This window comes from Actinocorallia libanotica (assembly GCF_039525175.1).
Classification (GTDB): domain Bacteria; phylum Actinomycetota; class Actinomycetes; order Streptosporangiales; family Streptosporangiaceae; genus Actinocorallia; species Actinocorallia libanotica.
Genome location: NZ_BAAAHH010000002.1, coordinates 186,211 through 211,983, shown reverse-complemented (window position 1 = coordinate 211,983; position 25,773 = coordinate 186,211). Strand labels below are relative to the sequence as shown.

Sequence of the window (25,773 nt, the reverse complement as noted above, 5' to 3'; positions counted from 1 at the left end):
CGGTCAGCGCAGGCGGAACTCCCGGCGCTCCCGTACACCTTCGATGATCGCCGGTACGTCCAAGCCATGGCGGGGTCCCCGGTACGCCTCCAGCACCGCGCACGCACGGCTGAAGAGGGCCTGGGAACCCTTCTCGTTGCCCCGGCGCACGTGAGTGATGCCTACGGCGAGTTGCGCGAGCCCCCGCCACAGTGGGCGTTCCTCTTCCGGGCACGCCTTCCAGTACGCCTCCAGCACTTCGTGGGCGTGGAAAGGGCGGTCGGCGTCCAAGAGGTTCTGCGCTGCGGAGATGGACTCCTCCGGACCGAGCTCCAACTCGTCCGGCATCGTCGGTACGCCTTCGGAACCGTGGGGGAGAGGACGGCCGTACGCGTCCCTCGGGCGTGCGTTACGCGGACGTCCGGACGGGTCGCGGTCGCGCTCGGGCATTGTCAGTCACTCAGCCACGGCAGAAGAACATCGTTGAACTCGGTCGGGCGCTCCTGGTGCGGGAAGTGCCCGGCGTCGATCAGCTTCCAGGAGTACGGCGCCTCGACGTACCGGCCCGACCCCTGGGCCGCGTACGGAGGGATCGCGGGGTCGTTCAAGCCGTGGATGTGCAGCGTGGGAGCGAGCACGGGAGCCGCCATGCGGTGCGCGTAGCGGATGCCGTCGGGGCGGGGCGTGGAGCGGATCAGCCACCGGTGGTACTCGAGCGCGCAGTGGGCGGCGCCGGGGATCTGGATGGCGTCCCGCACGTTGCGTTCGGTCTCCGCGTCCGGCCAGCCCGGCCCGGACCAGTGCCTGAGCAGCCGTGCGGCCCGCTCCGCGTCGTCCTTGACGAGGTCGCGTTCGGGCCACATCGGGAGCTGGTAGAGGGCCGTGTGCGCCATCCAGTTCGTCCACGGGGACTGCCGCAGCCGCAGCGGGTGCGGAGCGGAGACGGCGACGAGCCTCTGCACGACCTTCGGGTGGTACACGGCGGTCGACCAGGCGACCAGGCCGCCCCAGTCATGGCCGACGACGACCGCGTTGGCCTCGCCGAGCGCACGGATCAACCCGGCCGCGTCACCCGCCAGGGTGACGAGGTCGTAGCCGCGCGGAGGCTTGTCACTGCCTCCGTAACCGCGCAGGTCGACGGCCACCGCGCGGTAGCCCGCCTCGGCGAGGACGACCAGCTGGCGGTGCCAGCTCCACCACGACTCGGGGAAGCCGTGGAGCAGCAGGACCAGCGGCCCCTCTCCCAGCTCGGCGGCGTGGAAGCGGGTGCCTCTGGCGCTGATGTCGCGGTGCGTCCAGGGACCGGGGAGCTCAGTTGTCACGGGCTCGCTTGAGCATCTTCACGCCGTCCTGAAGCGTCTGCCGGGTGCGCTTGGCGCCGTCGATCTTGCGGATCCGCAGCCAGCCGACGAGGATCAGCACGGCCGCCAGCAGCAGGTAGAGGCCGGAGACCGTGGCGAACGCGGCCCAGTGCCACATGCCGAGGCCGACCAGCGCGTAGGCGAACGCGATCGACATCAGGATGACGATCACGCCGGCGATCAGCCCGGCGATCGCGAACAGACCGCCGCCGATCGCCGCCTTCTTCGCGTCGGCCTTCAGCTCGATCTTGGCGAGCTCCAGTTCGGCGCGGACCAGTTTCTGGACGTTGCCGGTCGCGGCCGCGACGAGCTCGCCGAGGCTCTGGTCCTCGACGTTCGGTCGAGTCATGAGAACTCCCTCTCGGTACCGGTGCCCAGGGCGCGTATGCCGTACCCGGAAAAACGGAACGCCATGACAGCCTTCATGGCCACTCTTTCGGAATGTTCGGTTTTCGGGTAGCCCAAATCGCCGACGAGCAGCGAAACGGTGACACACGCGGGCGGGCCATCCCAAGAACTTACCGAGACACCCTGCGGACGGCGCATCCAGGGAGAGCCGGCCCGGCGGATCCTATCCGTGCGGAGCGGCGGAGCCGCCGTGACGCGTCACGGCGGCTCCGGAAAAGATGCGGAAAGACCGCGCTCAGAGGCCGAGGGCCTGCTTGATGTGGTCCATCACCGCCGGATCGGCGAGGGTGGTGGCGTCACCGGTCGGCCGCCCCTCCGCGATGTCCTGCAGGATCCGCCGGACGATCTTGCCCGAGCGGGTCTTGGGGAGCTCGGGGACGAGGAGGATCTGGCGCGGCTTGGCGATTGGCCCGAGGTGCTGGGCGACGTGGCCGCGCAGCTCCTCGACGTCGACGTCGCCGGCGTCTCCGCGCGGGATGACGAACGCGGCGATCGCCTGCCCCGTGACCGGGTCGGACGCGCCCACGACGGCGGCCTCGGCGACCTTCGGGTGGCTGACGAGTGCCGACTCGACCTCCGTGGTGGAGATGTTGTGCCCGGAGACGAGCATGACGTCGTCGACGCGGCCGAGGAGCCACAGGTCGCCGTCGTCGTCCTTCTTGGCGCCGTCCCCGGCGAAGTACAGGCCCGGCCAGCGCGACCAGTACGTCTGCACGAAGCGCTCGTCGTCGCCCCAGACGGTGCGGAGCATGGACGGCCACGGCTCACGGAGGACGAGGAAGCCGCCGGAGCCGTTCGGGACGCTCTCGGCCTCGTCGTTGACGACGTCCGCGGAGATGCCGGGCAGGGGCCGCATCGCCGCGCCGGGCTTGCCGTGGGTGATGCCGGGCAGCGGGCTGATCATGATCGCACCGGTCTCCGTCTGCCACCAGGTGTCGACGACGGGCGTACGGCCGCCGCCGATGCGCTCGCGGTACCAGACGTAGGCCTCGGGATTGATCGGCTCTCCGACGGATCCCAGGACGCGCAGGCTGGAGAGGTCGAACTGCGCGGGGATGTCGTCGCCCCACTTCATGAACGTGCGGATCGCCGTAGGCGCGGTGTAGAGGATCGTGACGCCGTACTTCTGGACGATCTCCCACCACCGGCCGCGGTGCGGGGTGTCGGGCGTGCCCTCGTACATGACGGACGTGGCGCCGTTGGCGAGCGGCCCGTACACGATGTAGGAGTGGCCCGTCACCCATCCGACGTCCGCGGTGCACCAGTAGACGTCCGTCTCCGGCTTGAGGTCGAAGACCGCGTGGTGGGTGAAGGCCGTCTGCGTGAGGTAGCCGCCGGTGGTGTGCAGGATGCCCTTCGGCTTCCCGGTGGTGCCGGACGTGTAGAGGATGAACAGCGGGTGCTCCGCGTCGTGCGCCTCGGGCACGTGCTCCTCCGACTGGCGGTCCACCAGGTCGTGCCACCACACGTCGCGGTCCGTCCAGGCGACCTCCTGGCCGGTGCGGCGGACGACGAGGACGTTCTCCACGCTCTTGGTGACGGCCTGGTCGACGGTGGGCTTCAACGCGCTGGGCGCGCCCCGGCGGTAGCCGCCGTCCGCGGTGATGACGAGCTTGGCGTCGGCGTCCTCGATGCGGGTGCGCAGGGCGTCCACGGAGAAGCCGCCGAAGACGACCGAGTGGGTGGCGCCGATACGGGCGCACGCCAGCATCGCGATGGCCGTCTCGGGGATCATCGGCATGTAGATGGCGACCCGGTCGCCCTTGACGACACCGAGCTCGCCCAGCGCGTTGGCCGCCTTGCAGACCTCCCTCTTGAGGTCGGCGTACGTGATGGCGCGGGTGTCCCCGGGCTCGCCCTCCCAGTGGAGGGCCACTTTGTCACCGCGCCCGGCCTCGACGTGGCGGTCGACGCAGTTGTAGGCGACGTTGATTTCGCCGCCCACGAACCACTTGGCGAAGGGGGGATTGGTCCAGTCGAGGACCTCCGTCCACGGCTTGGCCCAGGTCAGGCGCTCGGCCTGCTCGGCCCAGAAGGCGAGGCGGTCCTCCGAGGCGCGGGTGTAGGCGTCCTCGGTGATGTTGGCGGCGGCGGCGAGTTCGGCAGGGGGAGCGAATCTGCGGTTCTCCTGCAGCAGGTTCGACAACGCGTCCTGGCTCACGAAATCAGCTCCTTGTCACTTGCTCTCAACTCGCGCCCTCGTGGGGATATCTCACTTAACCCGCGCTCGGGCGTATGTATCAAGGGGGATCTACTCTTAAGTTTCCTTACAAATGGTAGGTGACGCAGGCCACGCTCACGTCCTGTGTACTCTCATGCCCGTGGATGACGCTCTTCTTCAAGTCTCGTTGCTGCCCGGCGTGGAGGAGGCCTGCGACGCGGCCCGCAAGGCCGTGGACAGGCTCCGAGGGCACCGCATGCTGCGGCGGAAGAGCCCTGAGGTGTCCACCGAGTCCCTGCTGCGCGGAGCACGCGCCTCCGCGGCCCTCGAGGGGGCCGAGGCGCATCTCGAAGAGGTGCGCGCGGGTCACGCGAACCACCCCCTCGTCCAGGGGGCGCTGCGGATCTCCAGCGAGATGGGGCCGCTGGTGGCGACCTGGCACACCGCTCCCCGCCAGGTGCTCGCACGGCTGCACGTCCTCGGGGCGCGCGACATCGTCGCCTCCGAGGCCCTGGGACGGCCGCGGGACTCCGGTACGCCCTCTCCCGAAGAGGTCGCGGCACGGCTGGACGGGCTGAGCTCGCTGCTGACGTCGCCCTCGAAGGCGCCCGCACTCGTGGCGGCGGCCATCGTGCACGGTGAAATCCTGGCGCTGAAGCCGTTCGGCACCGCGGACGGGCTGGTGGCCCGCGCTGCGGAGAGGCTGACGCTGATCGATCGCGGCCTGGACCCGAAGACGCTGGTCTCCCCGGAGGTGGGCCATTTCGAGCGCGCCGAGGAGTACCGGCAGGCGTTCGAGGGCTATCTGACGGGGACGGCCGAGGGCGTCGCGGGCTGGATCCGGCACTGCGCGGAGGCCGTCATCACCGGCGCACGGGACTCGCAGGCGCTGTGCGAGGCGATGCAGCGGGGCTGAGGCCCTCGGTACGACGACGGGCGGCGTTCCCCCGCTGAGGGAAACGCCGCCTCTCACAACGCCATCTCCGGTTATCAAGCGTGCAGATGAGTCGTCGGAGCGGGTCAAGCCCGTCTCGACGCGCCTCCCGAGGCTGTTCGCGCGTGGGTGCCGAAGTGACGTTTCCGGACCTTCGTCCGTACTTCCTGTGTACGCCTTCTTCGCTTCGCTGACAAGTCCTGGCGTACGGGGTTCGCAGAGGTCATCGGGCTTTTCTCGGCCGCCGACGGCAGGTGGCGTGGTCGATTTGTCGGTTTCCAATCCGTTGCGGGGGCGGGCGGGGCGCCAAGGATCTACAAGATCACTGCGGCGACTCGCATGATCGTCGAAGGTGTCACCGCCGTCACCGATCCATGACGATCGGATGGAGGCGGGTCCGAGTACTGAACGCCTGTCTAAAATGTCCCCGCTTGCTTTCCCGGACGCCGGTCCGGCTCCCCCCTGGAGCTGGGCGGTCGTGACGACCCCCGCTTCCCCCCGGCGGGGGTCGTCTTCATGAGGCACGGAGTTGTCCACAGGAGAACAATCGTCTTGTAGGCGGCTCCGGAGTGATCCGGGGTCGCCTTCCTGCTTGTTGGTCGGGGCTGTGACCTGGGGATTTGTGGCGGGGTGCGGTCCTATTTGCTGATCTTGTCTCACTGGTGCTCGCCGGTCGTGGGTCATATGCGGGCCATGGACCGGAGCATTGTGCCTGGTCGAGGGGCTGTTGTGCGTGATCTCGTGTGCGTTGGCCCTACCGGGGCGGGTGGACGGGATGGATCGGGGAGGGTGGACGGATCCGGACTTGGGCGGGGGGAGCAAGGCCGCTAGCATCCGGCGAACGGGCAGGTCTCCGCCATGAGCGAAGCTCACCCGTAGGGCGCGAAGCGTGGCGGTGCCCCGCTGCCCGCAAGCCCGAGGGGGCGGCCTTGCGCGGGGTCCCCGCCCAAGTCGGGATCCGGTCGCCCGTCACCGTGTGTCTTGAACGGTCTGCGCTAAGGACTGTCCGTAGCTGAGGGGGCGTGAGGAACGGCCCCGGCTTCGTGGATATCAGAGGAAGAGAAGTTCGACGTCCTTCGAGACGCAGAGCCGAAGGACGACCGTCAGCTGCTGGGCCGCATCGATGTGCGCCCGAGGGAGGTCGACCTCGGTTCGCCACTGATCGACGATCGCCTCCAGTCGAGGCAGGATCGCGGCGCACTCGCTGGGCGAGAGCTCGCCGCTGCCGTCATCCGGGCGATCGAGTAGCGGTTCGAGCACGGTGGAGACATCGCTCCAGGGGCGATCTCCGCCGAAGCCCCGCATCTCGGAGAGAGCGAACCCTTCAGCTCGTGCCAGCTCTTGCCGGAACGCGGCGAAGCCGTTGTAGGACCAGGCGACGTCGGGACTGCTGGTGTCTCCGTCTCCCGGGAACAGAGTCAGCCCCACGTCGTTCCTCTCTCGGCCGTCAGGTACCTCGCGCAGACCCAAAGATCATTTACGGGACATCCCTTGGGCGGAGGATGTCGGCGACGGCTTGTCAGGATCGAAGCTGGCTGCTCAGCGAATCCGCCACGCTTGCCGCTCGCTGTCCGGCACCGCGTGCCACCATCCGAACATAGATGCACAGACCATGGCAGCTTGTTCGGTGCGGCTGGTGGATCGCAAAGGGCATGGTGCATGAGGAGAGAGGGTGTGCTGGCCCCGGGTGGGTGGGCGGGTAGGTCAGGGTGCTTGGTCGGGTAGAGCAGTCCGGGCTGATCCCTAGAGGGAAAAGCATCCGCCGCAAAGCGGTGGCCCGGACCAGTCGCACCGCGCGCCCCGGCGCTTGCGCCGGGGCGCGCGAGTGTGGCGTTGAGTCCGGGACCGCCGCGCGAGCGGCGGTGCCTTGATCCTGTAGGGGAAAGCCTCACACACGTGGGTCCTGCCGCAATCACACGGCAACAGTGTCGAGGGCGAGGTGCCAAGGGAACGTGGCCAACCGGTCGCTGCCGGTGCCTGGTGGGTGGGATTCGACTTGGTCTGGACCGTAGAGCACTCGGACGCCTGTGCTGCGTAGATAGGCGATGCTCTGGGCGAAGACGGGGTTCGCGGCCAAGGCTGTGTTGACAAAGGGCAGAACCGCGGTCGGGACTCCGAGAGGGACGAGTTCGGCCAAGGTGCTGAGGGCGTAGTTGTCGGCGGTGCCGTGTGCCCATTTGTTGATCGTGTTACGGGCTAGCGAAGCGCGTGATCTCAAGCGTGTCGACTGCCACCTGCCCTCTCAAGGGTGGGGGCATCTCGCCCTGGCTGGCTCCGCTCCTGAGATCCACCCGGGCTGGACCGATGACGGCCAGCGGTTCGGCTCCCGCGAGCTGAAGCACAGGGCCACGGGAGACGTGCGAACCGTCCCATCCCCCCGGACCTCGTCACCATCCTCCGCGACCACCTGACGGCCTACGGGACCGCACCTGATGGGCGGCTCTTCTGGGACATCCGCCACGACGGATTCCCGCACGTCACAGGTAACCGCTACCGAGAGACCTGGCGACGCGCCCGCAACCACACCCTCACCCCCGCTGATCGGGCCGTTCAGCTCGCCCAACGCCCCTACGACCTGCGACACGGCAACGCCTCCTTCCTCCTGGGAATCGGCGTCGCCCCCACTGAAGTCGCCCGGCGGCTCGGCCACTCCGTGGCCATGCTCTACACCACCTACGCTCACTGGCTCACCGGCCAGGAAGAGCAGGCAAACAAGATCATTGACACGGCCTACGCCCAGCACAAAGCCCTGATCGGTGCAGGCATCAGCCACGGGCCAGCCACGGGCCAAGACGTCCAAACCATCGCTTCCTGACCAAAAAACACCAGGTCAGAAGCCTGAACCGCTCACTCCTCGACTTATCCACAGGGTGTTAAGCGATCTTGGGCAGGGTGGGCGACCGTGGAGCCGTGAACGCCCTGGTGCTCTCCGGTGATCCGGAACTCGTCGATGACGTGCGGCGGCTCGCGGCCGCGGCCTCGGTGGAGGTGGAGGTCGCGGGCCATGCCGCCGAGGCCCGTTCCCGTTGGCACCGGGCGGCCGTGGTGCTGCTCGGCGCGGACGCGCTGGCCGGCTCGCCGCCGCGCAGGGACGGGCTGGTCGTGCTGTCCCGGGAGGCCTCCGTCGCGGTGTACCGGCGGGCGCTCGACCTCGGCGCCGAACGCGTGGCCGTGCTGCCCGAGGACGAACCGTGGCTCACCGACAGGCTGCTCCGCGCCTGCAGCCCGCCGGCCTCCGGCCGCGTCATCGCCGTCACCGGGGCGCGCGGCGGGGCGGGCGCCTCCGTCCTGGCCACCACCCTCGCCCTGATCGCGGCCCGCCGGGGGCTGCGCGTCCTGCTTCTGGACCTCGACCCCCTGTCCGCCGGGCTGGACGTGGTCCTCGGCCTCGAACGCGCCCAAGGCACCCGCTGGCCCGACCTCGCACGGCTGCGCGGCCGCCTGTCCCCGGACACGCTGCACCGATCGCTGCCCTCGACCCGCGGGGTGGCCGTACTGTCCCACGCGCACGACCGCCCGTCCCGGGTGCCCGCCGAAGCCCTCGCCTCGGTACTGACGGCGGCCCGCCACGCCTACACGCTCACCGTCGCGGACTGTCCACGAGGCGCACTCCCGCCCGCCGACGAGACCCTGCTGCTGGTCCCGGCCGAAGTCCGCAGCGTCCTGTCCGCACGCTCCCTCGCCGCCACCCCCGTCCCGCCGCTCCTCATCACCCGCGGCCCCGCCCCCGCCCGCATGCCCTCCACCGCCATAGCGGAATCCCTCTCCCTACCCCTGTACGGCCACTACGACTTCGACCGCCACATCCCACCGGCGCTGGAACAAGCGGCCCTCCCCACCCGCGGTCCCCTGGCCCGCCTGTGCACCCGCCTCCTCACCACCCTCCTCCCGGGCCCTCCCTGAACCGCAGCCCTGCCTTTTCCACCCACTTCGCACCGTCCACTTCACCGCAAGGAGCCGACCATGTCCTTCCGCCTTCTTCTCACCAAGCTCGTCCGCCTTTCTCCCGTCACCGGCCTCTTCGCTCTTTTCCGTACGCGAAGAGCCCGTACAACTCGAAAACCAGCCCATCTGCCCGTGCTCCTCCCCGCGACGCATCACGCCGCCTGGTTCTTCGACCTGTTCCTCGACCGCACCCCCCACCGGCAGAAACGCACCAGAACCCATCGCCGCACCCGCGCTCCTGGCAGAAATCGCTCCCTCGCCCCACTGCTCGCGGCGATCAACCGCCTCTGGCAGCCCGGCATCACCCGATCCCTCAAGAAGGACCTGCGACGGACGAACGACCGTGAGCCACAGACGGAAGGAGCCGCGGTGAAGAGCGGTGGGCCGCAGGGGGAGAGGGCCGCGGGGCAAATCGGTGGTCCGCAGGTGGAGGAAGCCGCGGTGAAGAGCGGTGGTCCGCAGACGGAAGAGGTTGTGGAGCAACTCGGTGGGTCGCGGGAGGTAAGGGCTGTGGGGAGAGACCGTGGGCCGCAGGTGGAAGGAGCTGTGGCACAGCGCGGTGGACCGCAGGAAGGAAGGGCTGCGGTGAAGAACGGCGGGTCGCAGGAAGGAAGGGTTGCGGGAAGAGACCGTGGGCCGCAGGTGGAAGGAGCTGTGGCGCAGCGCGGTGGACCGCAGGAAGGAAGGGCTGCGGTGAAGAACGGCGGGTCGCAGGGGGAGAAGGCCGCGGGGAGAAGCGGTGGGTCGCAGGTGCCGGGTGCTGGGAAGCGTGGAGTTCTCGGGGGTGGGCGATGAGCCTGGCGGACGCGGTGCGGGGGCGGTTGGCCGACACGGGGAGCGCGGCGACACCGGGGGCCGTGGCGGCGGCTTTGCGGGCCGAGGAGAAGGTGCTCGGCGACACCGAGGTGCTCAGCCTCGCCCGGCAGGTGCGAGCCGACCTGGTGGGCGTAGGGCCGCTGGAGCCCCTGCTGAACGATCCGGCGGTGACGGACGTACTGGTCAACGGCCCCGGTGAGGTGTGGGTCGAGGCGAGAGGACGGCTGATGCGGACGGACGTCCGCTTCCCCGACGAACGTGCCGTGCGCAGGCTCGCCCAACGGCTTGCCGCCGCGGCGGGACGCCGACTGGACGACGCCGCTCCCTACGTGGACGCCCGCCTGCCCGGCGGAATTCGCCTCCACGCCGTCCTCGCCCCTGTGGCACCCGACGGAACATGCCTCTCGCTGCGCTCACCACGCGGCCGTGCCTTCACCCTCGGCGAACTGGTGCAGGAAGGCAGCCTCTGCGCGCGGGGCGCCGACCTGCTGGCCGCACTGGTCGATGCGCGGATGGCCTTCCTCGTCACCGGTGGAACGGGAACCGGGAAGACCACCCTTCTGAGCTGTCTTCTGGGACTGGTCTCCCCCACGGAACGCCTGCTGCTGGTGGAGGACTCGGCCGAGCTCCGCCCCGACCACCCCCACGTGGTCCGACTGGAGGCCCGCCCGCCGAACATCGAAGGCGCCGGCGGAGTGACCCTGCACGACCTCGTCCGCCAAGCCCTCCGCATGCGCCCCGACCGCCTCGTGGTGGGCGAGGTCAGAGGCTCCGAAGTAGTGGATCTGCTGGGGGCTTTGAACACCGGCCACGAAGGAGGCTGCGGCACACTCCACGCCAACACCCCCGCGGACGTCCCCGCCCGCCTGGAAGCCCTGGGCTGCTCCGCCGGCCTGACCCGTGAAGCCCTCCACAGCCAGCTCGCCGCCGCCTTGGACGTCATCGTCCATCTGGAACGCCAGGGCCCCCACCGCCGCGTCAGCGAGATCTCCGTCCTCACCCGAAACCCGTCCGGTCTGGTCGAGGCCCACCCGGCCGTCCATCTCACCCCCACCGGCCTCACCCCCACTCCCGCGGCGACCGCCCTCTTCGAGCGCCTGGGCCGAACCCTATGACCCCCTCACCCTCATCCGAAAGGGACCGGCCGCGTCCCCGCCTTCACCAAGGCCACGCACGCCTGTTCTTGCCTCTTTCCCCGCCCCGTCTCTTCCCCTGCCCCGCCTCTTCTCCTGTCCCCGCTTCTTCTGCTCCCGCCTCATCTCCTGCTTCCACACTTCCTCAGAGAAGAGCCGGTTTCGAGCCGCGGAACGGGTGAGCTGTTTCTACTGGTAAAGGGGAATTTGGGTTTCTGGATTTCTGGCATGTGGATTTTCGGGGAGGAACGGAATGGTGCTGCTGAGCATGCTTCTGGCGGCCATGGCGGTCTGGCTCTGGACCGGGCCTCCCCACGCCGTGCGCAGGCTTACGGTCGTGGGAAGCAGGGCGCGGTCTCACGACCACTGGCTGAGAACCGTGCTGCGGACGTCATCCTTGGCGAACCTTCTGCGGGCGCGTCAGGAGGAGAAAGCCTGGCGTCTCGGCGTGATCGAACTCTGCGACGCGCTCTCAGCCGAACTCACCGCAGGCCGTACCCCCGAAGACGCGCTGGCCGACGCGGTGGCGTCGCTCTCTCCGGCGGTGGCGACACCCTTGAGAGCAACCCTGGCCTCCCACGATCTCCCGGAATCCCTGTACGAGCTCTCACACCGCCCTGGTGCTCAGGGCCTGCGTCTCCTGGCCGCCTGCTGGAACATCGGCGTCGAACGCGGTGCCGCCTTCGTCCCCGTCATAGACGGCCTGGCCCAAGGACTCCGCGACGCCCACGACCACCACGAGCAGATCAAAGCCCAACTGGCCGGCACCCATGCCACCGCCCGCCTCCTGGCCGTCCTCCCCTGCCTGGGCCTCGCCATGTCCTGGTCCCTGGGCGCCGACCCGCTGCGTTTCCTCTTCACCACGCTCCCAGGCCTGGCCTGCTTCCTCTTGGCCCTCCTCCTGGACGCCGCAGGCATCCTCTGGACCACCCGCATAGCCGCCAAAGCCGAAAACCCTTGACCCCGACCCTGGATTCACGAAATTCCTGCTGAACGGGCGGATCTATCGGCGAAGAAAGAGATGAAGGGAGTGGATAAAAGAAGCAAATAAAAGGCCGGAAGGGAAGGGAAGGGAAGGGAAGGGAAGGGAAGGGAAGGTTTTTTTATTAGAAATGAGAGGATTGGTGAGGGCTCCGGGTTTGGTAATTCTCTTCGATTAGGGATGGGTGATGGTCGGTGGAAATGGTGGCGGGGTTCCTTTTTGCTGTAGTGGCGGGGTTTTTGGCTTTGTCGCCTTCTCCTTTGAAGAGGCTGCCTGCGACCGGGACGGGTGGAGGTCGGGCTGGATCGGGACGAGCAGGGGACCAGAATGCGGATACGGCGAAGAGGAAGAGGGCGGTACTGGCAGGAGTCACGGGAATCCTGGTCGGTCTGCTGGTAGGAGGCCTGGCAGGTGCGATCACGGGATGCCTCGCCGTTTGGGGATGCTGGTGGTGGTCGGGAAGAGGCGGATCAACTGAGGACAAAAGACGCCGAGCCCGAGTGCTGGCGGACCTGCCGATGGCGGTCGAACTCCTCGCAGCCTGTCTGGCGGCCGGGATCCCCTGGGCCGAATCCGTCGAAGCAGTGGCAGGCGCGTTGGGCGGCCCTCTGGGAGAAGACCTGGAGAAGGTCTCCGCCCAGATCCGCTTGGGCGCCGACTCGGCGGACGCCTGGCGGAAACTCCTTGAGTCTCCGGAAACAGCCTCATTGGCCCGCGCAGCCACCAGAGCGACGCGAAGCGGAGCTTCCCTGGCCCCCATCCTCAACCGCCTGGCCCGCGACCAGCGCCGCACCGCCCGAGCCGCCGCCGAAGCCCGCGCCCGCTCAGCCGCTATCCAGGCCGTCGCCCCCTTGGGCCTCTGCTTCCTCCCTGCTTTCTTCTTCCTCGGCATCGTCCCTTCCATCGCCGGCATAGCCCAGAGCATCACCCTCCCCTGACCGCAGAGCCGCAGAGCCGCAGAGCCGTAGAGCCGCAGAACCGCAGAGCTGTAGAGCCGTAGAGCCAGGCGGGGGCAGGGACGGGCGCGGCCGGTGGACACGCAAAAGCGAAGAAGGCGCCGGTCAGGCGGCGTTGGAAGTGAAGGCAGGTGAGGTGGACGGCGAGAAAGGTAGTGATGGAGCTGCGGTGAGAACGAAGAGGCCGTTGAAGGTGAGGGCTACGCAGATCTGGACGGTGCTGAACAGGAAGCTCTGGGCGGCGATGTTGCCTTGGGCGGGATCCATGAGCTGGAGAGGACGGAGACGTAGAAGTTGGCGTTCTTCGGGTTGATGACCGAGGTGAGAAGCCTCTGGCGAAGAGGTGACGAGCGGGACAGAGACGAAGAACTGCGGGGTGAGGGAAGGCGCCTCCCAGGTGAGCCGCTCTCGTCGTCGGTGAGCTGGCTCTCGGCAATGCCAATACCAATGCCGACGCTGATGTTTTGCGGATCCGACCCTCAGTCCTGATCTCAACGTCGGCCCGGCCCCCGGCCCCTGGTCCCCGGCCCCGGCCCCGGCCCCGGCCCCGGCCCCGGCCCCGGCCCCGGCCCCGGCCCCGGTCCCGATCTGGCCGCGGCTCCGCCAGCCCGGATTCCGACATCGACGCTGATGGTTTGCCGACCCGACGCCTGCCCCAGTCCTGACCCCAACGTCGGCCCGGCCCCGGCCCCGATCCTGATCCCGATCTGGCCGCGGCTTCACCAACCCGGCCCTGACGTCGTCGCTGACGGTTTGCCAGCCTGATCCGACCTTGGATTCGGCCCTGATTCTCGATCTGGCTGCGGCTTCGCCAATCCGGATCCCGACATCGATCCCGATGGTTTGCTGACCCAACCCAACCCAACCCAACCCAACCCGATCCGACCCTGGCCTCGGCGCTGCCCTCGGCTTCTCCAACCCGGTCCTAACGTCGACGCCGATGGCGCGCCGATACTGATGCCAACGTTGTGAGTTAACGAAGGGGATGCCCACTACGTATTAGTTGGTCCCGTCTGGTCGCGGGCGGGGCGGATCGGCAGGCCGGTGTGGATGTCCGTTGCGTATCAGCTGGTTCGGTATGGGAGAGGCGTTGGGTGGGCGGGGGAAGGGGCGGTGCTTGGCATTTGGGTGGGGGCTTGATGGATTGAGTTCGGGGGGATTTGGGCTTTATGGCTGTGGGGGGTCTAGGGCGGGGCAGGGCCGGCTCGGGCTGTGGCGGGGATGGTCAGTGTGGGGAGCCAGCGGAGGGTGCGGAAAGGGAAGGTGATGGTGACCTCGGCGGTGGTGGTCGGGGTGTCAGGGGAGGGGGAGGTGGTGGTGGGGGCCAGGAGGCAGGTGGTCAGGTGGGCGCCTGCTTTCCGGGCTGTCCGGCGAGCGTGTGAGCAGGGGGCGGGGTGGCCTCGGGCGTGGCGGGTGGCGGCGGAGAGGGCGGCCATGTCGGCTGCTAGCTGGGCTTGGTGGCGAGCGGCGCGGATGCCGGATGCCGTCATCACGGTGGCGGTGAGGACGCAGATGAGAGAGATGAAGGCAGCTGTCCAGATCGTGGCTGCTCCCCGATCTGGTGGTCGGGTCCTGAGCTGGAGGACGTGCTGAGCGGCGCGGGGGGTGGCGGCTTGTACTCGGTCGGGATGAGAGCGGTGGATTTTCAGTTCGGGGTGGCGGGCTTTCATCCGTACGTGTGAACCATCTGTCTTCGGGCTTTCGTTTCTGTGCATCGGTTGGCTGCTTTGGTCTTCGTTCGTATGCACGGGATGCCCGCTCGGTAACGGATAACGGCTTCAGACAGGTGGTCGAAGCCATTGGATCGGCTGCATCGAGGTGGCCGGGCGGGGTGGTCGCGTCGGGTTGGTCGCATTGAGGCAGTCGTGTCGAGGCGGCTGCGTTGAAGTGGCTGCCTCGAGTTGGCTGCCGAGTTGGCCGCATCGAGGGGGCTATGTCGAGGTGGCTGTATGGGGAGGGCTCCTGGTTTGGGCTGGGAGGGGGCTTGGTCTGGGTGAGCTGTATGGGGAGGGCTCCTGGTTTAGGCGGGAGCGGCCTTGGTCTGGGTGGCTTGTGCGGGGAGGGCTCCTGGTTTGGGCGGGAGAGGGCTTGGTCTGGGTGGTTTGCGGGGGTGTGTGGGTGGCTCAAGGAGCGGTCGGGATTGGAGAGGCGTGAGGCCAGGGCCAGAGGGCCAGGGCCAGGGTCAGGGGTCAGGGAGTGGGGGCTGGGTGGGTTCGGTGGGGGTCTCGGTGGTGAGGCGGAAGGTGAGGGTGGGGAGGGGGAGGCGGGCCAAGGGGCGGAAGGGGGCGGTGAGGGTGAGGTGGGCGGAGTCTTGGGTTCGGGTGATGGTGAGGGTGGTGCCGGGCGGGGTGGTGGACAGGGTTCGGGAGCGGATCTGAGGGAGGGGTTCGCCTCGGGCGGTGGCTCGGGCGGCGATGTGGAGTGCGTCGACGCAGGTGAGGCGGGTCGCCGCCGCGGCGATGCCCCAGAGGGCGATCGCCACGACGGCTAGCAGGGCGGGGAGGGCCACGGCCACTTCGGCGGTGGCCGTGCCGCGGTCGGCGTGGCGCATGGGCGGGTCATCCGGCCAGTTGGAGGGCGCGGTTGATGATTCCTAACACCAGGGTGCGGACGTCGTCGCTGGTGACGATCTTGAAGAGCAGGCCGGCGAAAGCGGCGGCGGCCACGGTCGCGACGGCGTACTCGGCTGTGGCCATGCCGGCGTCGCGGTCTGCGCGGAGCCGGAAGGTGGAAGCGGTTTCGCGGAGCCGGGAAGAGGAAGCGGTGTTGCGGAGCCGCAGAGCTTTTGCGGGGCTGCGCCAGGTGCACTGAAGGGGCGTGGTGATGCTGGGCAACTGAAAGGCCGTGGTGGTGCTGGGGGATTGAAGGGCCGTGGTGGTGCTGGAGGGCTGAGGGGTGAGGGCGGTTCTGCGGGTTTGACGGGTGGTGGTGCGCCCGGCGTCGGGGCGGAGGGTGACGGTGGGCGCGTTGGGCTGGAGGTTGAGGGAAGCGTGAAGCCCACTGGCCGATGCGTGGACGCTTGTAGTGATGGTGGGGGCGGAAGGTCGGGGAGCGAGGGCGGGGCCACGGGGCTGTACGGCGGCGGTGGTGTTGCGGGGGATGGCGGGTCGGGGGGCAGGGGCGTGGTGGTCGTGAGGACGCGGGGGCATGGGGACCTTCCGTCGTCGGGCCGGGCCGGGTGCCTGGCGGCTACGACCAGCATGCGCTCTTCCACAAAGATCGTTTAGTGGGCTGTGGATAACTCGGAGACCGGATTTTCGAGGCGCTGAACTGGGCTTTTCGGTTGAGGCGATGAAGCGGCGGCTTCGGGCTGTGATTGCTTTCGGTTCGGGTTTCTCGGGTGCGTGGAGTTTCTGCGGCTATGGGAGCCGGTCGGCCGGAAGGCATCGGTGAGCCGTGTTCCCAGGCGCCCGCTCTTGCACGGGGACGGTCGTCCTTGTCGGGTTGTTCGGGAACGGGCTGGGAGTGGCGGACGAGGATCAGCAGTCCTTCGGGCGACTGTTCTCACCGGGTCGAGCGGAACGGGTGGAGAGCAGCGGATGGGGAACGGCAGGGCTGTTCTCATCGGGCTGGGTGGAGCCCGTCCCGGAGGGTTTGTCAGGTGCTCAGGCCCTGTGTGGAGATGCCGAGTTCACCTGCGTAGGGAGGCCGGGGAGCCCTGCGTCGAGAGGTCGGGAGTGGTGGCAGGTCTTCGGGCTGAAGAGGATGAGGAGGGCGGGTGTCAAGAGGAAACAGGCGTTGTATTTGTCGTCAGTAGGACTAGAGTTTCCGGGACGGGTGATTCGTCGTTCTTTTGTGACTTTTGCTACCGGTGAGTCATATACGCTGCCTCAAGCACTGGGGTACCGGGTGTGCGGAGGGAATCTTGCGCGTGTGGTTCAGGGCGCTGGTGGCCGTGGCTCCGCTGGTGGCGGTGATGGGCGTCGGAGGGGTGGCGCAGGCGGGTCGGGCGGCGCCGCAGCCGCAGATCTCGCCGGCGAACGGGGCGGTGATCACCTCCTCGTCGGTCACGGTCAGGGTGAAGTCCGCGCCGGGCGGCGGGACCCTGTACGTGGACGGGGTGCCGGTGGCCGCCGGGAAGAACAAGATCCTCCAGTACACGATCAACGGGAGGACCACCGCCAACGGGACGCACCGGGTCAGGCTCGAGGCGACGTCGGGACTGTGGTGGGACGCGGCTTCCAGCACGTTCCAGATGAAGGTGCCCGCCTCCGCGCCGAGCGGGGTGACCGCTTCGGCGAGCGGCAACAAGGTGACCGTCCGGTGGCAGAAGGGCAGTGAGCCCGACCTGACGGGGTACACGCTCTCGGGGGACCTGGGGACGAGGAACGTCTCGGCCGGGTCGTGCGGGGCGCAGTGCAGTGTGACGCTGAAGGCGTCGGCCGGGGGGCAGGCGACCATCCAGGTCGTGGCGAAGCGCTCGGGGGCCGCGCCCTCGGGGGCGACGACGCGGACCGTGCGGCTCAAGGGGACGGCGGCGCAGCCCCAGGCTCCCGGCAACGGCAACGCGCCCGTCCCTGGACCCGGTCCGTCCTACGCGCCGCCGCCGGGCACGGGGCAGAATCCGGTCTTCCCCACCGTCGCGCCCAACCCTCCGGGGTTCTCCACCGAGAATCCCGAGGTCACCATGGTCTACCCGACGCCCACCGATCCCGCGGTGCTCGACCCGTCCGTGGTCAGCATGGACAACACCGGGCTGACGGACACGCTGGCCGATGAGAGCCTGCAGTGGGGCAAGAGCGTGGCGATAGCGCTCGTCCTGCTGCTGTGCGCCGCGCATCTGGGCGCCTGGACGCGGAGCCTGCGCGCCGTGAAGGCCACGGGGCCGGGCGGTGTGCGGGTCGCTCCGGGATCGGCCCACGCCCGGGTCGAGGCCAACCGGTTGCACATCGAGGCCGCGCTCCTCGCGGCCAAGGGCACCCTGGAGGAGTCTCCCGGGTCCGAAGAGGCCGGGAGCGGCAGGAAGTCCCGCCGCTTCAAGAAGCGCAAGCACAAGCCGTCGAGCCCCGAGCCGGCGGAGGCGAACTTCGAACCGGCCGTTTCCACCGTGGAGCCGGACCAGGACTTCCCCGACGAGCTCAACCTCGAGTACACGCCGAAGAACCTGGACCTCGCGGACAAGGCGGGCGGCGAGCCCGTGGCGGACCTCGACGAGACGAGTGTGGACCTCGGAACGAGCGCGCCCTTCGACGAGATCGACGACGAGCCGTCACCCGACACGACGATCCTGGACGGAGGGCCCAAGGGTCCTGAAGGCACCGGGAAGCCGGATGGAGAAGGGGCCGACGCCGCCCTCGCGGCGCTGATCGAGCTCGCCAAGACCGACGCCCCCGCCGAGACCTCCGTGGAGGAGCCGGGCGACCGCACCGAGGTCCTGGAACACCCCCGCCGCCGTCGCGGCCTCTTCCGCCGCTGAGCCGTCCGGAACCGCCCGGGACCGCGGAGGGTCAGGGGCCGAGCAGGACGGACAGCAGGGACAGGGCGTCCTGCTTGTCCAGGGGATCGTTGCCGTTGCCGCATTTGGGGGACTGGATGCAGGACGGGCAGCCGTGGTCGCATTCGCAGGCGGCGATGGCCTGACGGGTCGCCTGGAGCCAGGGGCGGGCGGCGGTGTAGGCGCGTTCGGCGAAGCCGGCGCCGCCTGGGTGGCCGTCGTAGACGAAGACGGTGAGGCGGCCTGTGTCGGGATGCAGGGGGGTCGAGACGCCGCCGATGTCCCAGCGGTCGCAGGTGGCGAAGAGCGGGAGCAGGCCGATGGAGGCGTGTTCGGCGGCGTGCGCGGCGCCGGGAGCGTCGAATTCGGGGGTGGCCGCGGCCAGGGAGTCCATGGCCGCGGTGGAGAGGGTCCACCAGACGCTCTTGGTGCGCAGGACGCGTTCGGGCAGGTCGAGCGGCTTCTCGCCGATGATCTCGCCGGTGGTGTGGCGGCGCATCTGGTAGGAGACGACGCGGCGGCGGACCTCGACGGTGCCGAAGTGCAGGGTGGCGTGTGCGCCCCAGGACGTCGACTTCTCCTCGTCGAGGACGTGGATGTCGGTGGTGGAGCGGGCGGACGTGGTGTAGTCGGCGACGGCGGGGGTGACGAGGGCGACGCCGTCGTCGAGGTCCAGGAGGTCCACCAGGAAGGTCTCGCCCTGGTGGACGTAGAGGGCGCCTTCGTGGACGGTGCCGTGCGCCGAGGACTCGTCGACGGTGCCGAGGAGGCGTCCGGTCGCCGATTCCACGACCTGCACGACGGACGGGCCGGAGCCGCGCAGGTCGGTGGACGGCCGTTGGCGGTGCGTCCAGTACCAGCCGGTGGGGCGGCGGCGGAGCAGTCCCCGGGCGGTGAGGTTTTCCACAGCCTGTGGAGACGTCGCGCCGAACAAGGTGAAATCCTCGTCGGTGAGGGGGAGCTCGGCGGCGGCCGAGCACAGGTGGGGCTCCAGCACGTAGGGGTTGGCGGGGTCGAGGACGGTGGCCTCGACGGGCGTGCCGAAGACCGCCGACGGGTGGTGGACGAGGTAGGTGTCCAGCGGGTCGTCCCTGGCGATGAGGACGGCCAGCGCGTCCTGGCCGCCGCGGCCGGCGCGTCCGGCCTGCTGCCACAGCGACGCGCGGGTGCCGGGCCAGCCGCAGATCAGCACCGCGTCCAGACCGGAGATGTCGATGCCGAGTTCCAGCGCGTTGGTGGTGGCCAGCCCGAGCAGGGACCGGTCGCGCAGGCCGGCCTCCAGGGCGCGGCGCTCCTCCGGGAGGTAGCCGCCGCGGTAGGCGGCGACCCGCTCCACCAGGTCGGGTGCGGCCTCGGCCAGGTCGCGCCGGGCCGCCAGGGAGACGGTCTCGACGCCGCGCCGGGAGCGCACGAAGGCGAGGGTCTGCGCGCCTTCCGCCACCAGGTCGGCCAGCAGGTCGGCGGTCTCGGCGGGGGCCGGCCTGCGGATCTCGTCCTCCAGCAGCGGCGGCTCCCAGAAGGCGAAGGTCATCGCGCCGCGGGGCGAGCCGTCTTCGACGACCGCCTCGACCGGCAGCCCGGTGAGCACCGCCGCCGAGGCCGCGGGGTCCGAGACCGTCGCCGAGGCGAGGACGAAGACGGGAGAGGAGCCGTACCGGGCGCAGACCCGGCGCAGCCGCCGCAGGATCTGCGCGACGTGCGAGCCGAAAACGCCGCGGTAGCCGTGTGCTTCATCGATCACTACATACCGGAGACGCCGGAGAAAAGAGGCCCAGCGAGAGTGTCCGGGAAGCACCCCGTAGTGCAGCATGTCGGGGTTTGTAAGAACTATGTTCGCGTAACGCCGAATCCAGTCCCGCGAATCCGGAGAACTGTCTCCGTCGTAGGAGGAGGCGCGTACCCCGGGAATTTCAAGAGACGTCACGAAACGCTCCTGATCGCGGGCGAGCGCCTTCGTCGGCGCGAGGTAGAGCGTCGTCTCGTCCTCGGCCGCCGCGCTCAGCGCGGGCAGCAGATAGGCCAGCGACTTGCCCGACGCGGTGCCTGTGGCAATGATCACAGAATCGCCCCCGTGGGCCAGCGAAGCCGCTCTGACCTGGTGTTCCCACAACTCGGGAAAGCCGAGGGCCGCCCGCACCGGATCCGGCACCCAGGCGGGCCATCCCGCCGGTGCGGCGGCCCTGGCGGGCACCGTTTCGACATGCGTCACCCGGCCGCGGCGCCGGGGATCGCGCTGCAGCCGACGGAGAAGTTCGTGCGTCACCACAGGTTTCCAGTCTGGCACCGTGGGAAGGGAAGAGGGAACGCCCCGGCCCCCTGACCGCGGCCACGGCCCCGGCCGCGCCGCGTGAACAGAGGATTTCGTGTGAACACGTCTCCGGAGCATGGTTGAATTTCGGCGGGCGAGCGCTGCGACGCCCGATTACATTGCGGCAGGAATGCGCAGGAGGTTGGTTCTGTGGACCTGAAGGTGAACGACTACACCACCGACGACGGCCTCACGGTCATCAACGTGGAAGGGGAGATCGACGTCTACACGGCGCCGAAGCTCCGGGAGAAGCTCATCGACCTGGTCAACAAGGGCAAGTTCCACCTTCTCGTGGACATGGAGAAGGTGGAGTTCCTCGACTCGACCGGTCTCGGCGTCCTGGTGGGCGGGCTCAAGCGGGTACGGGCCCACGACGGTTCGCTGGAACTGGTGTGCACCCAGGAGCGCATCCTCAAGATCTTCCGGATCACGGGCCTGACCAAGGTGTTCGGTATCCACACCTCGCTCGAGGAGGCGCGGGAGAACCGCAAGAGCGCGAAGTAGCCTCCGGTGTCTACAGTCGAGGTCGCGTTCAGCGCGCTGCCGATCCACGTGCGCACCGCACGCATGATCACCAAGGCGGTCGCGCTGCGCAGCGGTGTGGACGACCCGCTGCTGGACGAGGTGCGCCTGGCGGTGGGCGAGGCCTGCTCGCGCGCCGTCGAGGCGCATCAGAAGCACTGTCCGGACGAGCCCGTGTCGCTGAGCCTGACCGATGGTGGGGGCCGTTTCTCGGTCTCGGTCAGCGACCGGGCGCCGGACGACCCTGAGGACGGCCTGAGCATGGCCGTCATCAAGGGTCTCGCCGACGAGCTCGAGATCGTCTCCTCGGACGGAGGGACGACGATCAGCATGAGCTGGCCGGCCCGCTGACCCCCGAAGATCCCCGAAAGACCCCGCGTTACCGGACGCGGGGTCTTTTTCATGCCCCCGAAGCGGGCGGCCGGTAAGAAATTACCTTTCTCGTGAGAACGCACTGCTTTTCCCGGCGGAAAAGGCGCGCATACCTTCCCCGGGACCACGGCTTCCCCGGGGCCATGGCGCGCACGTCCTGCATGACCCCCTCGCAGCGGATGAGCAGGGCGTCGGTGTGGTGCCGCGCCGGTATGCCGGTACCCGGTGACGAAGACAAGGTGGACATGCAGGTTGTGGGCAGCGCTTTGCCTCTCTTCTTGTATGCCTGGATACGAGAAACACTCTTGGTGTTGCAAAGGGTGCGTTACGTTAGGGCCGTGAAGCTGGTGGTGCAGGTGAAGTTGCTCCCGGACGAGGCTGCCGCAGTGGCTCTCCGGGAGACGCTGCGTGCCTGTAACCGGGCCGCCGACCGTGCCTCTCGACGTGCTTTCGCCACCGGGACGACGGGCAAGCAGTCACTTCAGCGGTTGGTGTACGGGGAGATGAAGGCGATGGGTCTGTCGGCCCAGCCCGCCCTCCATGTGATCCGCAAAGTCGCCGGGGCCTACGCCGCCTTGAAAGCGAACCTGAAGGCCGGGAACTACGGCCGTGAGGGCTCCAAACGGCGTCGGGCGGTGGAGTCCAGGCCGGTCCGGTTCCGTAAGGACGCCGCTCAGCCGTTCGACGACCGGTGCCTGTCCTGGCAGCCAGATGCCCGTACCGTGTCGATCTGGACCGTCTGCGGCCGTTTGAGGGGCATCCCGTTCCAGTGCTCGGCGGCTCAGATGGGGATGCTCGCCGAGTGTCGGCGCGGGGAGTCCGATCTGGTGCTTCGGGGCGGGAACTGGTACCTGTACGCCACCTGCGAGATCCCTGAGCCCGAGTTGGGTGACCCGGTCGGTTTCCTGGGGGTGGATCTGGGCATCGTGAACATCGCCACCACCAGCGACGGCGACCGGTATGCAGGAAAGCACCTCAACCAGGTCCGCCACCGGCACCGGCGGCTACGCCGCAAACTCCAGAAGAAGGGCACCAAGTCCACCAAACGGCTCCTGCGCAAGCTGTCAGGCCGGGAGGCGCGGTTCGCGGCCGACACCAATCACCGCATCGCCAAGAAGATCGTGGCCGAGGCTCAACGCACCTGCCGCGGCATCGCCCTGGAAGACCTGGGCGGTATCCGCGGCAGGGTACGGCTCCGCAAGCCCCAGCGGGTCACGCTGCATTCCTGGTCGTTCGCACAACTCGGCGCCTTCGTCTCCTACAAGGCGGCTCTGGCGGGAGTGCCGGTGGTGTTCGTCGACCCCCGACACACCTCACAGGAGTGCAGCCGCTGCCATCACATCAGCCGCAGCAACCGGCCTGATCAGTCCACTTTCCTCTGCATGTCGTGCGGCTTCGCTGAGCACGCCGATGTGAACGCAGGCTGCACCATCGCCCAGCGCGGTGAGGCGGTCTGGGCAGTGAGTCACGCTGCCGACGACGCGGCCTGAACCACACCGGCCAGGTGCGGTGAAGAGCTGCGAGCTCGGCCCTTCAAGGCCGAGAAGCTGACCCTCTCGGTGGACCAGCCGAACGTGCTGATCGGGCTGCTCGTCGGGGCCGCGGTCGTCTTTCTGTTCTCCAGGCCGGCGATCATGGCAGTGGGGCGGGCCGCCGGCCGGGTGGTCGCGGGACGCGCAGCGCGAGCTGGTCACTCCCGGCCTGCTGGCGATCCTGACGCCGATCGCGGTGGGTTTCGCGCTCGGCTACGCCCCGCTGGGCGCGTTCCTGGCCGGGGCGATCGCCGCGGGCGCGCTGATGGCCGTCTTCCTGGCCAACGCCGGAGGGGCGTGGGACAACGCCAAGAAGGTCGTCGAGGACGGCAGGCTGGGCGGGAAGGGCTCGGAGGCGCACGCCGCCACCGTCATCGGGGACACCGTGGGCGACCCGTTCAAGGACACCGCGGGCCCGGCGATCAACCCGCTGATCAAGGTGATGAACCTGGTCTCCCTGCTGATCGCCCCCGCCGTCGTCGCCACGGCGGGGAACGCCTTCCTGCGCGCGGGCGCGGCCCTGGTCGTCGTGGCCGTCCTCGCGATGGTGATCACGGTCTCCCACCACCGGGGCGCCGGGGAGCGCGTGCCGGTGGCGCGGACCCTGCGCTGAGCGCGGTTCGGACTCTGCGCTGAGCGCGGCGTGGACCCTGCGCTGAGCGTCGCGAGATGTTCATCCACAGGGCGGTGCGGGGGAGGTCCGCGGGACGCTTACGCTTGGGCGCATGAGTGGTGGTAAGGGGTTCGCCGTCATCTTTGGCGGCATGATCTTGATCATGGTGGTTCTGTGGGCGCTGTCGGCGCAGGTCGCCCCGTGAGCAGGAGACTGCTGGTGCTGCGCCACGCCAAGGCGGAGGTCGGGCTGGGCCTGATCGACCACGAGCGGCCGCTGGCGGAGCGGGGCCTGCGGGACGCCGCCGCGATGGGCGACTTCCTGCGCACCCAGGGCCTGGAGCCGGGCCTGGTCCTGTGCTCCACGGCGCTGCGCACCAGGCAGACGCTGGAAGGCCTGCGCCTGGCCGCTCCGGCCCGCTTCGAGAGCGCCATCTACATGGGCGACGGCCACGACCTCCTGGACCTGGTGCACGTGGCCGGAGCCGAGTTCGCTCAGACGGAGACGATCCTGCTGGTGGGTCACAACCCCGCCGTGCACGAACTGGCGATCGCCGCGGGCAACGAGCAGATCGAGGACTTCCCCACCTGCGCGCTGGCCGTGATCGAACTGGAGTCCTGGCAGTCCCGCGGCGGCACCCTCCTGGCCTACCGCACCCCCAAGACCCTCTGACCCCCGGCCCGCGGGGGAACGCGGCTTCCGTCCGGGTGAGGACGCCCCGCCTCGCGCCAGGGCGTCCGAAGGCCACGAGCCGCCCGCGTCCCGGGCCCGTCCGGGCGGGTCAGGAGGGGTCTTCGGCGTCCGCGGCCTCGATCTCGTCGCGGGAGATGCCGAGGAGGAAGAGGATGGTGTCGAGGTAGGGGACGTTGACGGCGGTGTGGGCGGCGCGGCGGACGACCGGCTTGGCGTTGTAGGCCACGCCGAGGCCGGCGGCCTGGAGCATGTCGAGGTCGTTGGCGCCGTCGCCGATGGCGATGGTCTGGGTGACGGGGACGCCCGCCTCGGCGGCGAAGCGGCGCAGGGCCTCGGCCTTGCCGGCGCGGTCGATGATCGGGCCCACCACGCGGCCGGTGAGCCTGCCGTCGACGACCTCAAGGGTGTTGGCGGCGGTGTAGTCGATGCCGAGGTCGGCGGCGAGGGCGTCGGTGACCTGGGTGAAGCCGCCGCTGACGATGGCGAACTTGTAGTCCAGGCGCTTGAGGGTGCGCACCAGGGTGCGCGCGCCCGAGGCGAGCTCGATCTTGTCGCGGACGGCGTCGATGGCCGAGGCGTCGAGACCGGCCAGCAGGGCGACGCGCTCGCGCAGGGAGCCGGCGAAGTCCAGCTCGCCGCGCATCGCGGCCTCGGTGATCTCGGCGACCTTGTCGAGCTGCCCGGCGTGCTCGGCCAGCAGTTCGATGACCTCGCCCTGGATGAGGGTGGAGTCGACGTCCATGACGATCAGGCGCTTGGCCTTGCGGTGCAGCCCGGCCCGCTGGACGGCCACGTCCACCTGGGCCTCGGCGGCCTCGGCGGCCAGGGCGGCGCGCAGCGCGGCGGGGTCGGCGCCGGAGACCAGCAGCTCGATCGCGGTCACCGGGTAGCTGGCGAGCCGCTCGATGCGGTCGATGTTGGCGCCGTGGGTGGCGATCCGCCCGGCGACCCCGGCCATCGCGGCGGGGGTCAGCGGGCTGCCCAGCACCGTCACGTGCAGCTGGGAGCGCTTGCGCTTGGGGGTCTTGGAGCCGCCGGTGGACAGCTCGACCTCCATCTCGAGGTCGTCGGCGACCTTCTTGACCGCGTCCCACAGCGCCTCGACGCCGGAGGTGTGGGTGACGAGCACGCCCAGCACCAGCCGGCCGCGGATCACGACCTGTTCGACGTCGGAGACCTCGACGGGGAAGTCGGCCAGGGTGCCGAAGAGCCGGGAGGTCACCCCGGGGCGATCCCTGCCGGTCAACGTGATGAGCAGCGTCCGTTCCATACCGGTGCCCACGCTACCGGCCACCGCCGCCGCCCCGGGCATCGAGTCCATCATTCGGACGCCCCGCCCGGGGCCCCCGCCGACCGGACCCCGCCGCCCCCGCATCCGGCCCCCACCCGAAAAGCCGGTCCACCCTGCGCCTTCAGCCGAACAACACCTCCCCTCCACAGGACGCCCCCGCCCCGAAACCTGACCTCGCCCGGTCTCCCGTCCTCTCCCCTCAAAGCGATCAAGCGAGCGTCTCACGGACAGAGGACGCAGCCCTTCGGCCAGGCCTCCTGGCGGGCGCCCTCTCCACCCGGTGCCCCGCTGCGCCGCCGTCCCCCGCACCTGCCCGCCTGGTGCAGGCACGAG

At 69.3% G+C, this 25,773-nt stretch carries 22 protein-coding genes and 1 pseudogene; 12 read left to right on the top strand and 11 right to left on the bottom strand.

Annotated features, from left to right (window positions below; translation table 11 throughout):
• Window positions 1-3: 3 nt before the first annotated feature.
• The 4 genes from ABD140_RS04030 to acs all read right to left on the bottom strand — a co-directional run bounded on the left by ABD140_RS04030 (window position 4) and on the right by acs (window position 3,909).
• Entirely contained in the window at window positions 4-327 is a 324-nt protein-coding gene (locus ABD140_RS04030; RefSeq protein WP_344236807.1) for a DUF309 domain-containing protein, read from the bottom strand.
• Window positions 328-431: 104 nt separating this feature from the next.
• Window positions 432-1,301, bottom strand: coding sequence for an alpha/beta fold hydrolase (locus ABD140_RS04025; RefSeq protein WP_344236805.1), 870 nt, complete (start codon window positions 1,299-1,301; stop codon window positions 432-434).
• On the bottom strand, window positions 1,291-1,689 hold the full coding sequence (locus ABD140_RS04020; protein ID WP_344236803.1) for a phage holin family protein: 399 nt from the start codon (window positions 1,687-1,689) through the stop codon (window positions 1,291-1,293). Before ABD140_RS04020 ends, ABD140_RS04025 begins: the two co-directional genes overlap by 11 nt.
• A 294-nt stretch (window positions 1,690-1,983) precedes the next feature.
• Complete coding sequence (gene acs, locus ABD140_RS04015) at window positions 1,984-3,909, bottom strand: acetate--CoA ligase (protein WP_344236801.1); 1,926 nt, start codon at window positions 3,907-3,909, stop codon at window positions 1,984-1,986.
• Between the two features lie 154 nt (window positions 3,910-4,063).
• On the opposite strand from acs, the gene ABD140_RS04010 reads away from it, so the two are divergent.
• Entirely contained in the window at window positions 4,064-4,825 is a 762-nt protein-coding gene (locus ABD140_RS04010; protein WP_344236799.1) for a Fic family protein, read from the top strand.
• Between the two features lie 1,068 nt (window positions 4,826-5,893).
• Here ABD140_RS04010 and ABD140_RS04005 read toward each other — a convergent pair.
• A complete protein-coding gene (locus ABD140_RS04005) occupies window positions 5,894-6,271 on the bottom strand; it encodes a hypothetical protein (RefSeq protein ID WP_344236797.1) in 378 nt (125 codons plus the stop codon).
• A gap of 1,231 nt (window positions 6,272-7,502) precedes the next feature.
• On the opposite strand from ABD140_RS04005, the gene ABD140_RS04000 reads away from it, so the two are divergent.
• The 5 genes from ABD140_RS04000 to ABD140_RS03980 all read left to right on the top strand — a co-directional run bounded on the left by ABD140_RS04000 (window position 7,503) and on the right by ABD140_RS03980 (window position 12,657).
• Window positions 7,503-7,658 (top strand): hypothetical protein, encoded by a 156-nt coding sequence (locus ABD140_RS04000; RefSeq protein WP_344236795.1) that lies wholly within the window; start codon window positions 7,503-7,505, stop codon window positions 7,656-7,658.
• Window positions 7,659-7,735: 77 nt separating this feature from the next.
• Window positions 7,736-8,746, top strand: a complete 1,011-nt coding sequence (gene ssd, locus ABD140_RS03995) for a septum site-determining protein Ssd (protein ID WP_344236793.1) — start codon at window positions 7,736-7,738, stop codon at window positions 8,744-8,746.
• 833 nt (window positions 8,747-9,579) lie between these two features.
• Window positions 9,580-10,719: a TadA family conjugal transfer-associated ATPase gene (locus ABD140_RS03990; protein ID WP_344236791.1), complete on the top strand. Its 1,140-nt coding sequence runs from the start codon at window positions 9,580-9,582 to the stop codon at window positions 10,717-10,719.
• A 466-nt stretch (window positions 10,720-11,185) separates the two neighbouring features.
• Window positions 11,186-11,698 carry a type II secretion system F family protein gene (locus tag ABD140_RS03985; protein WP_344236789.1) on the top strand — a complete coding sequence of 171 codons (513 nt, stop codon included), beginning with the start codon at window positions 11,186-11,188 and terminating at the stop codon, window positions 11,696-11,698.
• Between the two features lie 539 nt (window positions 11,699-12,237).
• Complete coding sequence (locus tag ABD140_RS03980) at window positions 12,238-12,657, top strand: type II secretion system F family protein (protein ID WP_344236787.1); 420 nt, start codon at window positions 12,238-12,240, stop codon at window positions 12,655-12,657.
• A gap of 123 nt (window positions 12,658-12,780) precedes the next feature.
• On the opposite strand, the gene ABD140_RS03975 is transcribed toward ABD140_RS03980, so the two are convergent.
• The 4 genes from ABD140_RS03975 to ABD140_RS40045 form a co-directional block, all read right to left on the bottom strand.
• Window positions 12,781-12,942, bottom strand: coding sequence for a hypothetical protein (locus ABD140_RS03975; protein WP_344236785.1), 162 nt, complete (start codon window positions 12,940-12,942; stop codon window positions 12,781-12,783).
• A gap of 917 nt (window positions 12,943-13,859) precedes the next feature.
• Window positions 13,860-14,345, bottom strand: a complete 486-nt coding sequence (locus ABD140_RS40050; RefSeq protein WP_425544075.1) for an Rv3654c family TadE-like protein — start codon at window positions 14,343-14,345, stop codon at window positions 13,860-13,862.
• A 512-nt stretch (window positions 14,346-14,857) separates the two neighbouring features.
• Window positions 14,858-15,226, bottom strand: coding sequence for a TadE family type IV pilus minor pilin (locus ABD140_RS03970; protein WP_344236784.1), 369 nt, complete (start codon window positions 15,224-15,226; stop codon window positions 14,858-14,860).
• Between the two features lie 7 nt (window positions 15,227-15,233).
• Window positions 15,234-15,824 (bottom strand): DUF4244 domain-containing protein, encoded by a 591-nt coding sequence (locus tag ABD140_RS40045; protein WP_425544074.1) that lies wholly within the window; start codon window positions 15,822-15,824, stop codon window positions 15,234-15,236.
• Between the two features lie 716 nt (window positions 15,825-16,540).
• On the opposite strand from ABD140_RS40045, the gene ABD140_RS03960 reads away from it, so the two are divergent.
• Window positions 16,541-18,091, top strand: coding sequence for a hypothetical protein (locus tag ABD140_RS03960; protein ID WP_344236782.1), 1,551 nt, complete (start codon window positions 16,541-16,543; stop codon window positions 18,089-18,091).
• A 31-nt stretch (window positions 18,092-18,122) separates the two neighbouring features.
• Here ABD140_RS03960 and ABD140_RS03955 read toward each other — a convergent pair whose 3' ends face one another.
• Window positions 18,123-20,300, bottom strand: a complete 2,178-nt coding sequence (locus tag ABD140_RS03955; protein WP_425544082.1) for a DEAD/DEAH box helicase — start codon at window positions 20,298-20,300, stop codon at window positions 18,123-18,125.
• Between the two features lie 267 nt (window positions 20,301-20,567).
• On the opposite strand from ABD140_RS03955, the gene ABD140_RS03950 reads away from it, so the two are divergent.
• From ABD140_RS03950 to ABD140_RS03930, 5 genes and pseudogenes are all read left to right on the top strand, one after another.
• Window positions 20,568-20,921, top strand: a complete 354-nt coding sequence (locus ABD140_RS03950) for an STAS domain-containing protein (protein WP_106396935.1) — start codon at window positions 20,568-20,570, stop codon at window positions 20,919-20,921.
• Between the two features lie 6 nt (window positions 20,922-20,927).
• A complete protein-coding gene (locus ABD140_RS03945; RefSeq protein ID WP_344236779.1) occupies window positions 20,928-21,290 on the top strand; it encodes an ATP-binding protein in 363 nt (120 codons plus the stop codon).
• A gap of 359 nt (window positions 21,291-21,649) precedes the next feature.
• Entirely contained in the window at window positions 21,650-22,801 is a 1,152-nt protein-coding gene (locus tag ABD140_RS03940; protein ID WP_344236777.1) for an RNA-guided endonuclease InsQ/TnpB family protein, read from the top strand.
• Window positions 22,802-22,852: 51 nt separating this feature from the next.
• Window positions 22,853-23,456, top strand: a pseudogene (locus ABD140_RS03935) (sodium/proton-translocating pyrophosphatase); the annotation flags it as partial.
• Window positions 23,457-23,657: 201 nt separating this feature from the next.
• Window positions 23,658-24,128: a SixA phosphatase family protein gene (locus ABD140_RS03930; RefSeq protein WP_344236775.1), complete on the top strand. Its 471-nt coding sequence runs from the start codon at window positions 23,658-23,660 to the stop codon at window positions 24,126-24,128.
• Between the two features lie 109 nt (window positions 24,129-24,237).
• Here the strand turns inward: ABD140_RS03930 and serB are convergent, their stop codons facing one another.
• Window positions 24,238-25,419, bottom strand: a complete 1,182-nt coding sequence (gene serB / locus ABD140_RS03925; protein ID WP_344236773.1) for a phosphoserine phosphatase SerB — start codon at window positions 25,417-25,419, stop codon at window positions 24,238-24,240.
• Window positions 25,420-25,773: the final 354 nt, after the last annotated feature.

What these genes read in the sequence shown, in the direction of transcription:
- ABD140_RS04030 (WP_344236807.1), bottom strand. Translation starts at nt 327, where the DNA reads ATGCCGGACGAGTTGGAGCTCGGTCCGGAGGAGTCCATCTCCGCAGCG.
- ABD140_RS04020 (WP_344236803.1), bottom strand. Translation starts at nt 1,689, where the DNA reads ATGACTCGACCGAACGTCGAGGACCAGAGCCTCGGCGAGCTCGTCGCG.
- ABD140_RS04010 (WP_344236799.1), top strand. Translation starts at nt 4,064, where the DNA reads ATGCCCGTGGATGACGCTCTTCTTCAAGTCTCGTTGCTGCCCGGCGTG.
- ABD140_RS04000 (WP_344236795.1), top strand. Translation starts at nt 7,503, where the DNA reads ATGCTCTACACCACCTACGCTCACTGGCTCACCGGCCAGGAAGAGCAG.
- ABD140_RS03990 (WP_344236791.1), top strand. Translation starts at nt 9,580, where the DNA reads ATGAGCCTGGCGGACGCGGTGCGGGGGCGGTTGGCCGACACGGGGAGC.
- ABD140_RS03980 (WP_344236787.1), top strand. Translation starts at nt 12,238, where the DNA reads ATGGCGGTCGAACTCCTCGCAGCCTGTCTGGCGGCCGGGATCCCCTGG.
- ABD140_RS03975 (WP_344236785.1), bottom strand. Translation starts at nt 12,942, where the DNA reads ATGGATCCCGCCCAAGGCAACATCGCCGCCCAGAGCTTCCTGTTCAGC.
- ABD140_RS40050 (WP_425544075.1), bottom strand. Translation starts at nt 14,345, where the DNA reads ATGAAAGCCCGCCACCCCGAACTGAAAATCCACCGCTCTCATCCCGAC.
- ABD140_RS03970 (WP_344236784.1), bottom strand. Translation starts at nt 15,226, where the DNA reads ATGCGCCACGCCGACCGCGGCACGGCCACCGCCGAAGTGGCCGTGGCC.
- ABD140_RS40045 (WP_425544074.1), bottom strand. Translation starts at nt 15,824, where the DNA reads ATGCCCCCGCGTCCTCACGACCACCACGCCCCTGCCCCCCGACCCGCC.
- serB (WP_344236773.1), bottom strand. Translation starts at nt 25,419, where the DNA reads ATGGAACGGACGCTGCTCATCACGTTGACCGGCAGGGATCGCCCCGGG.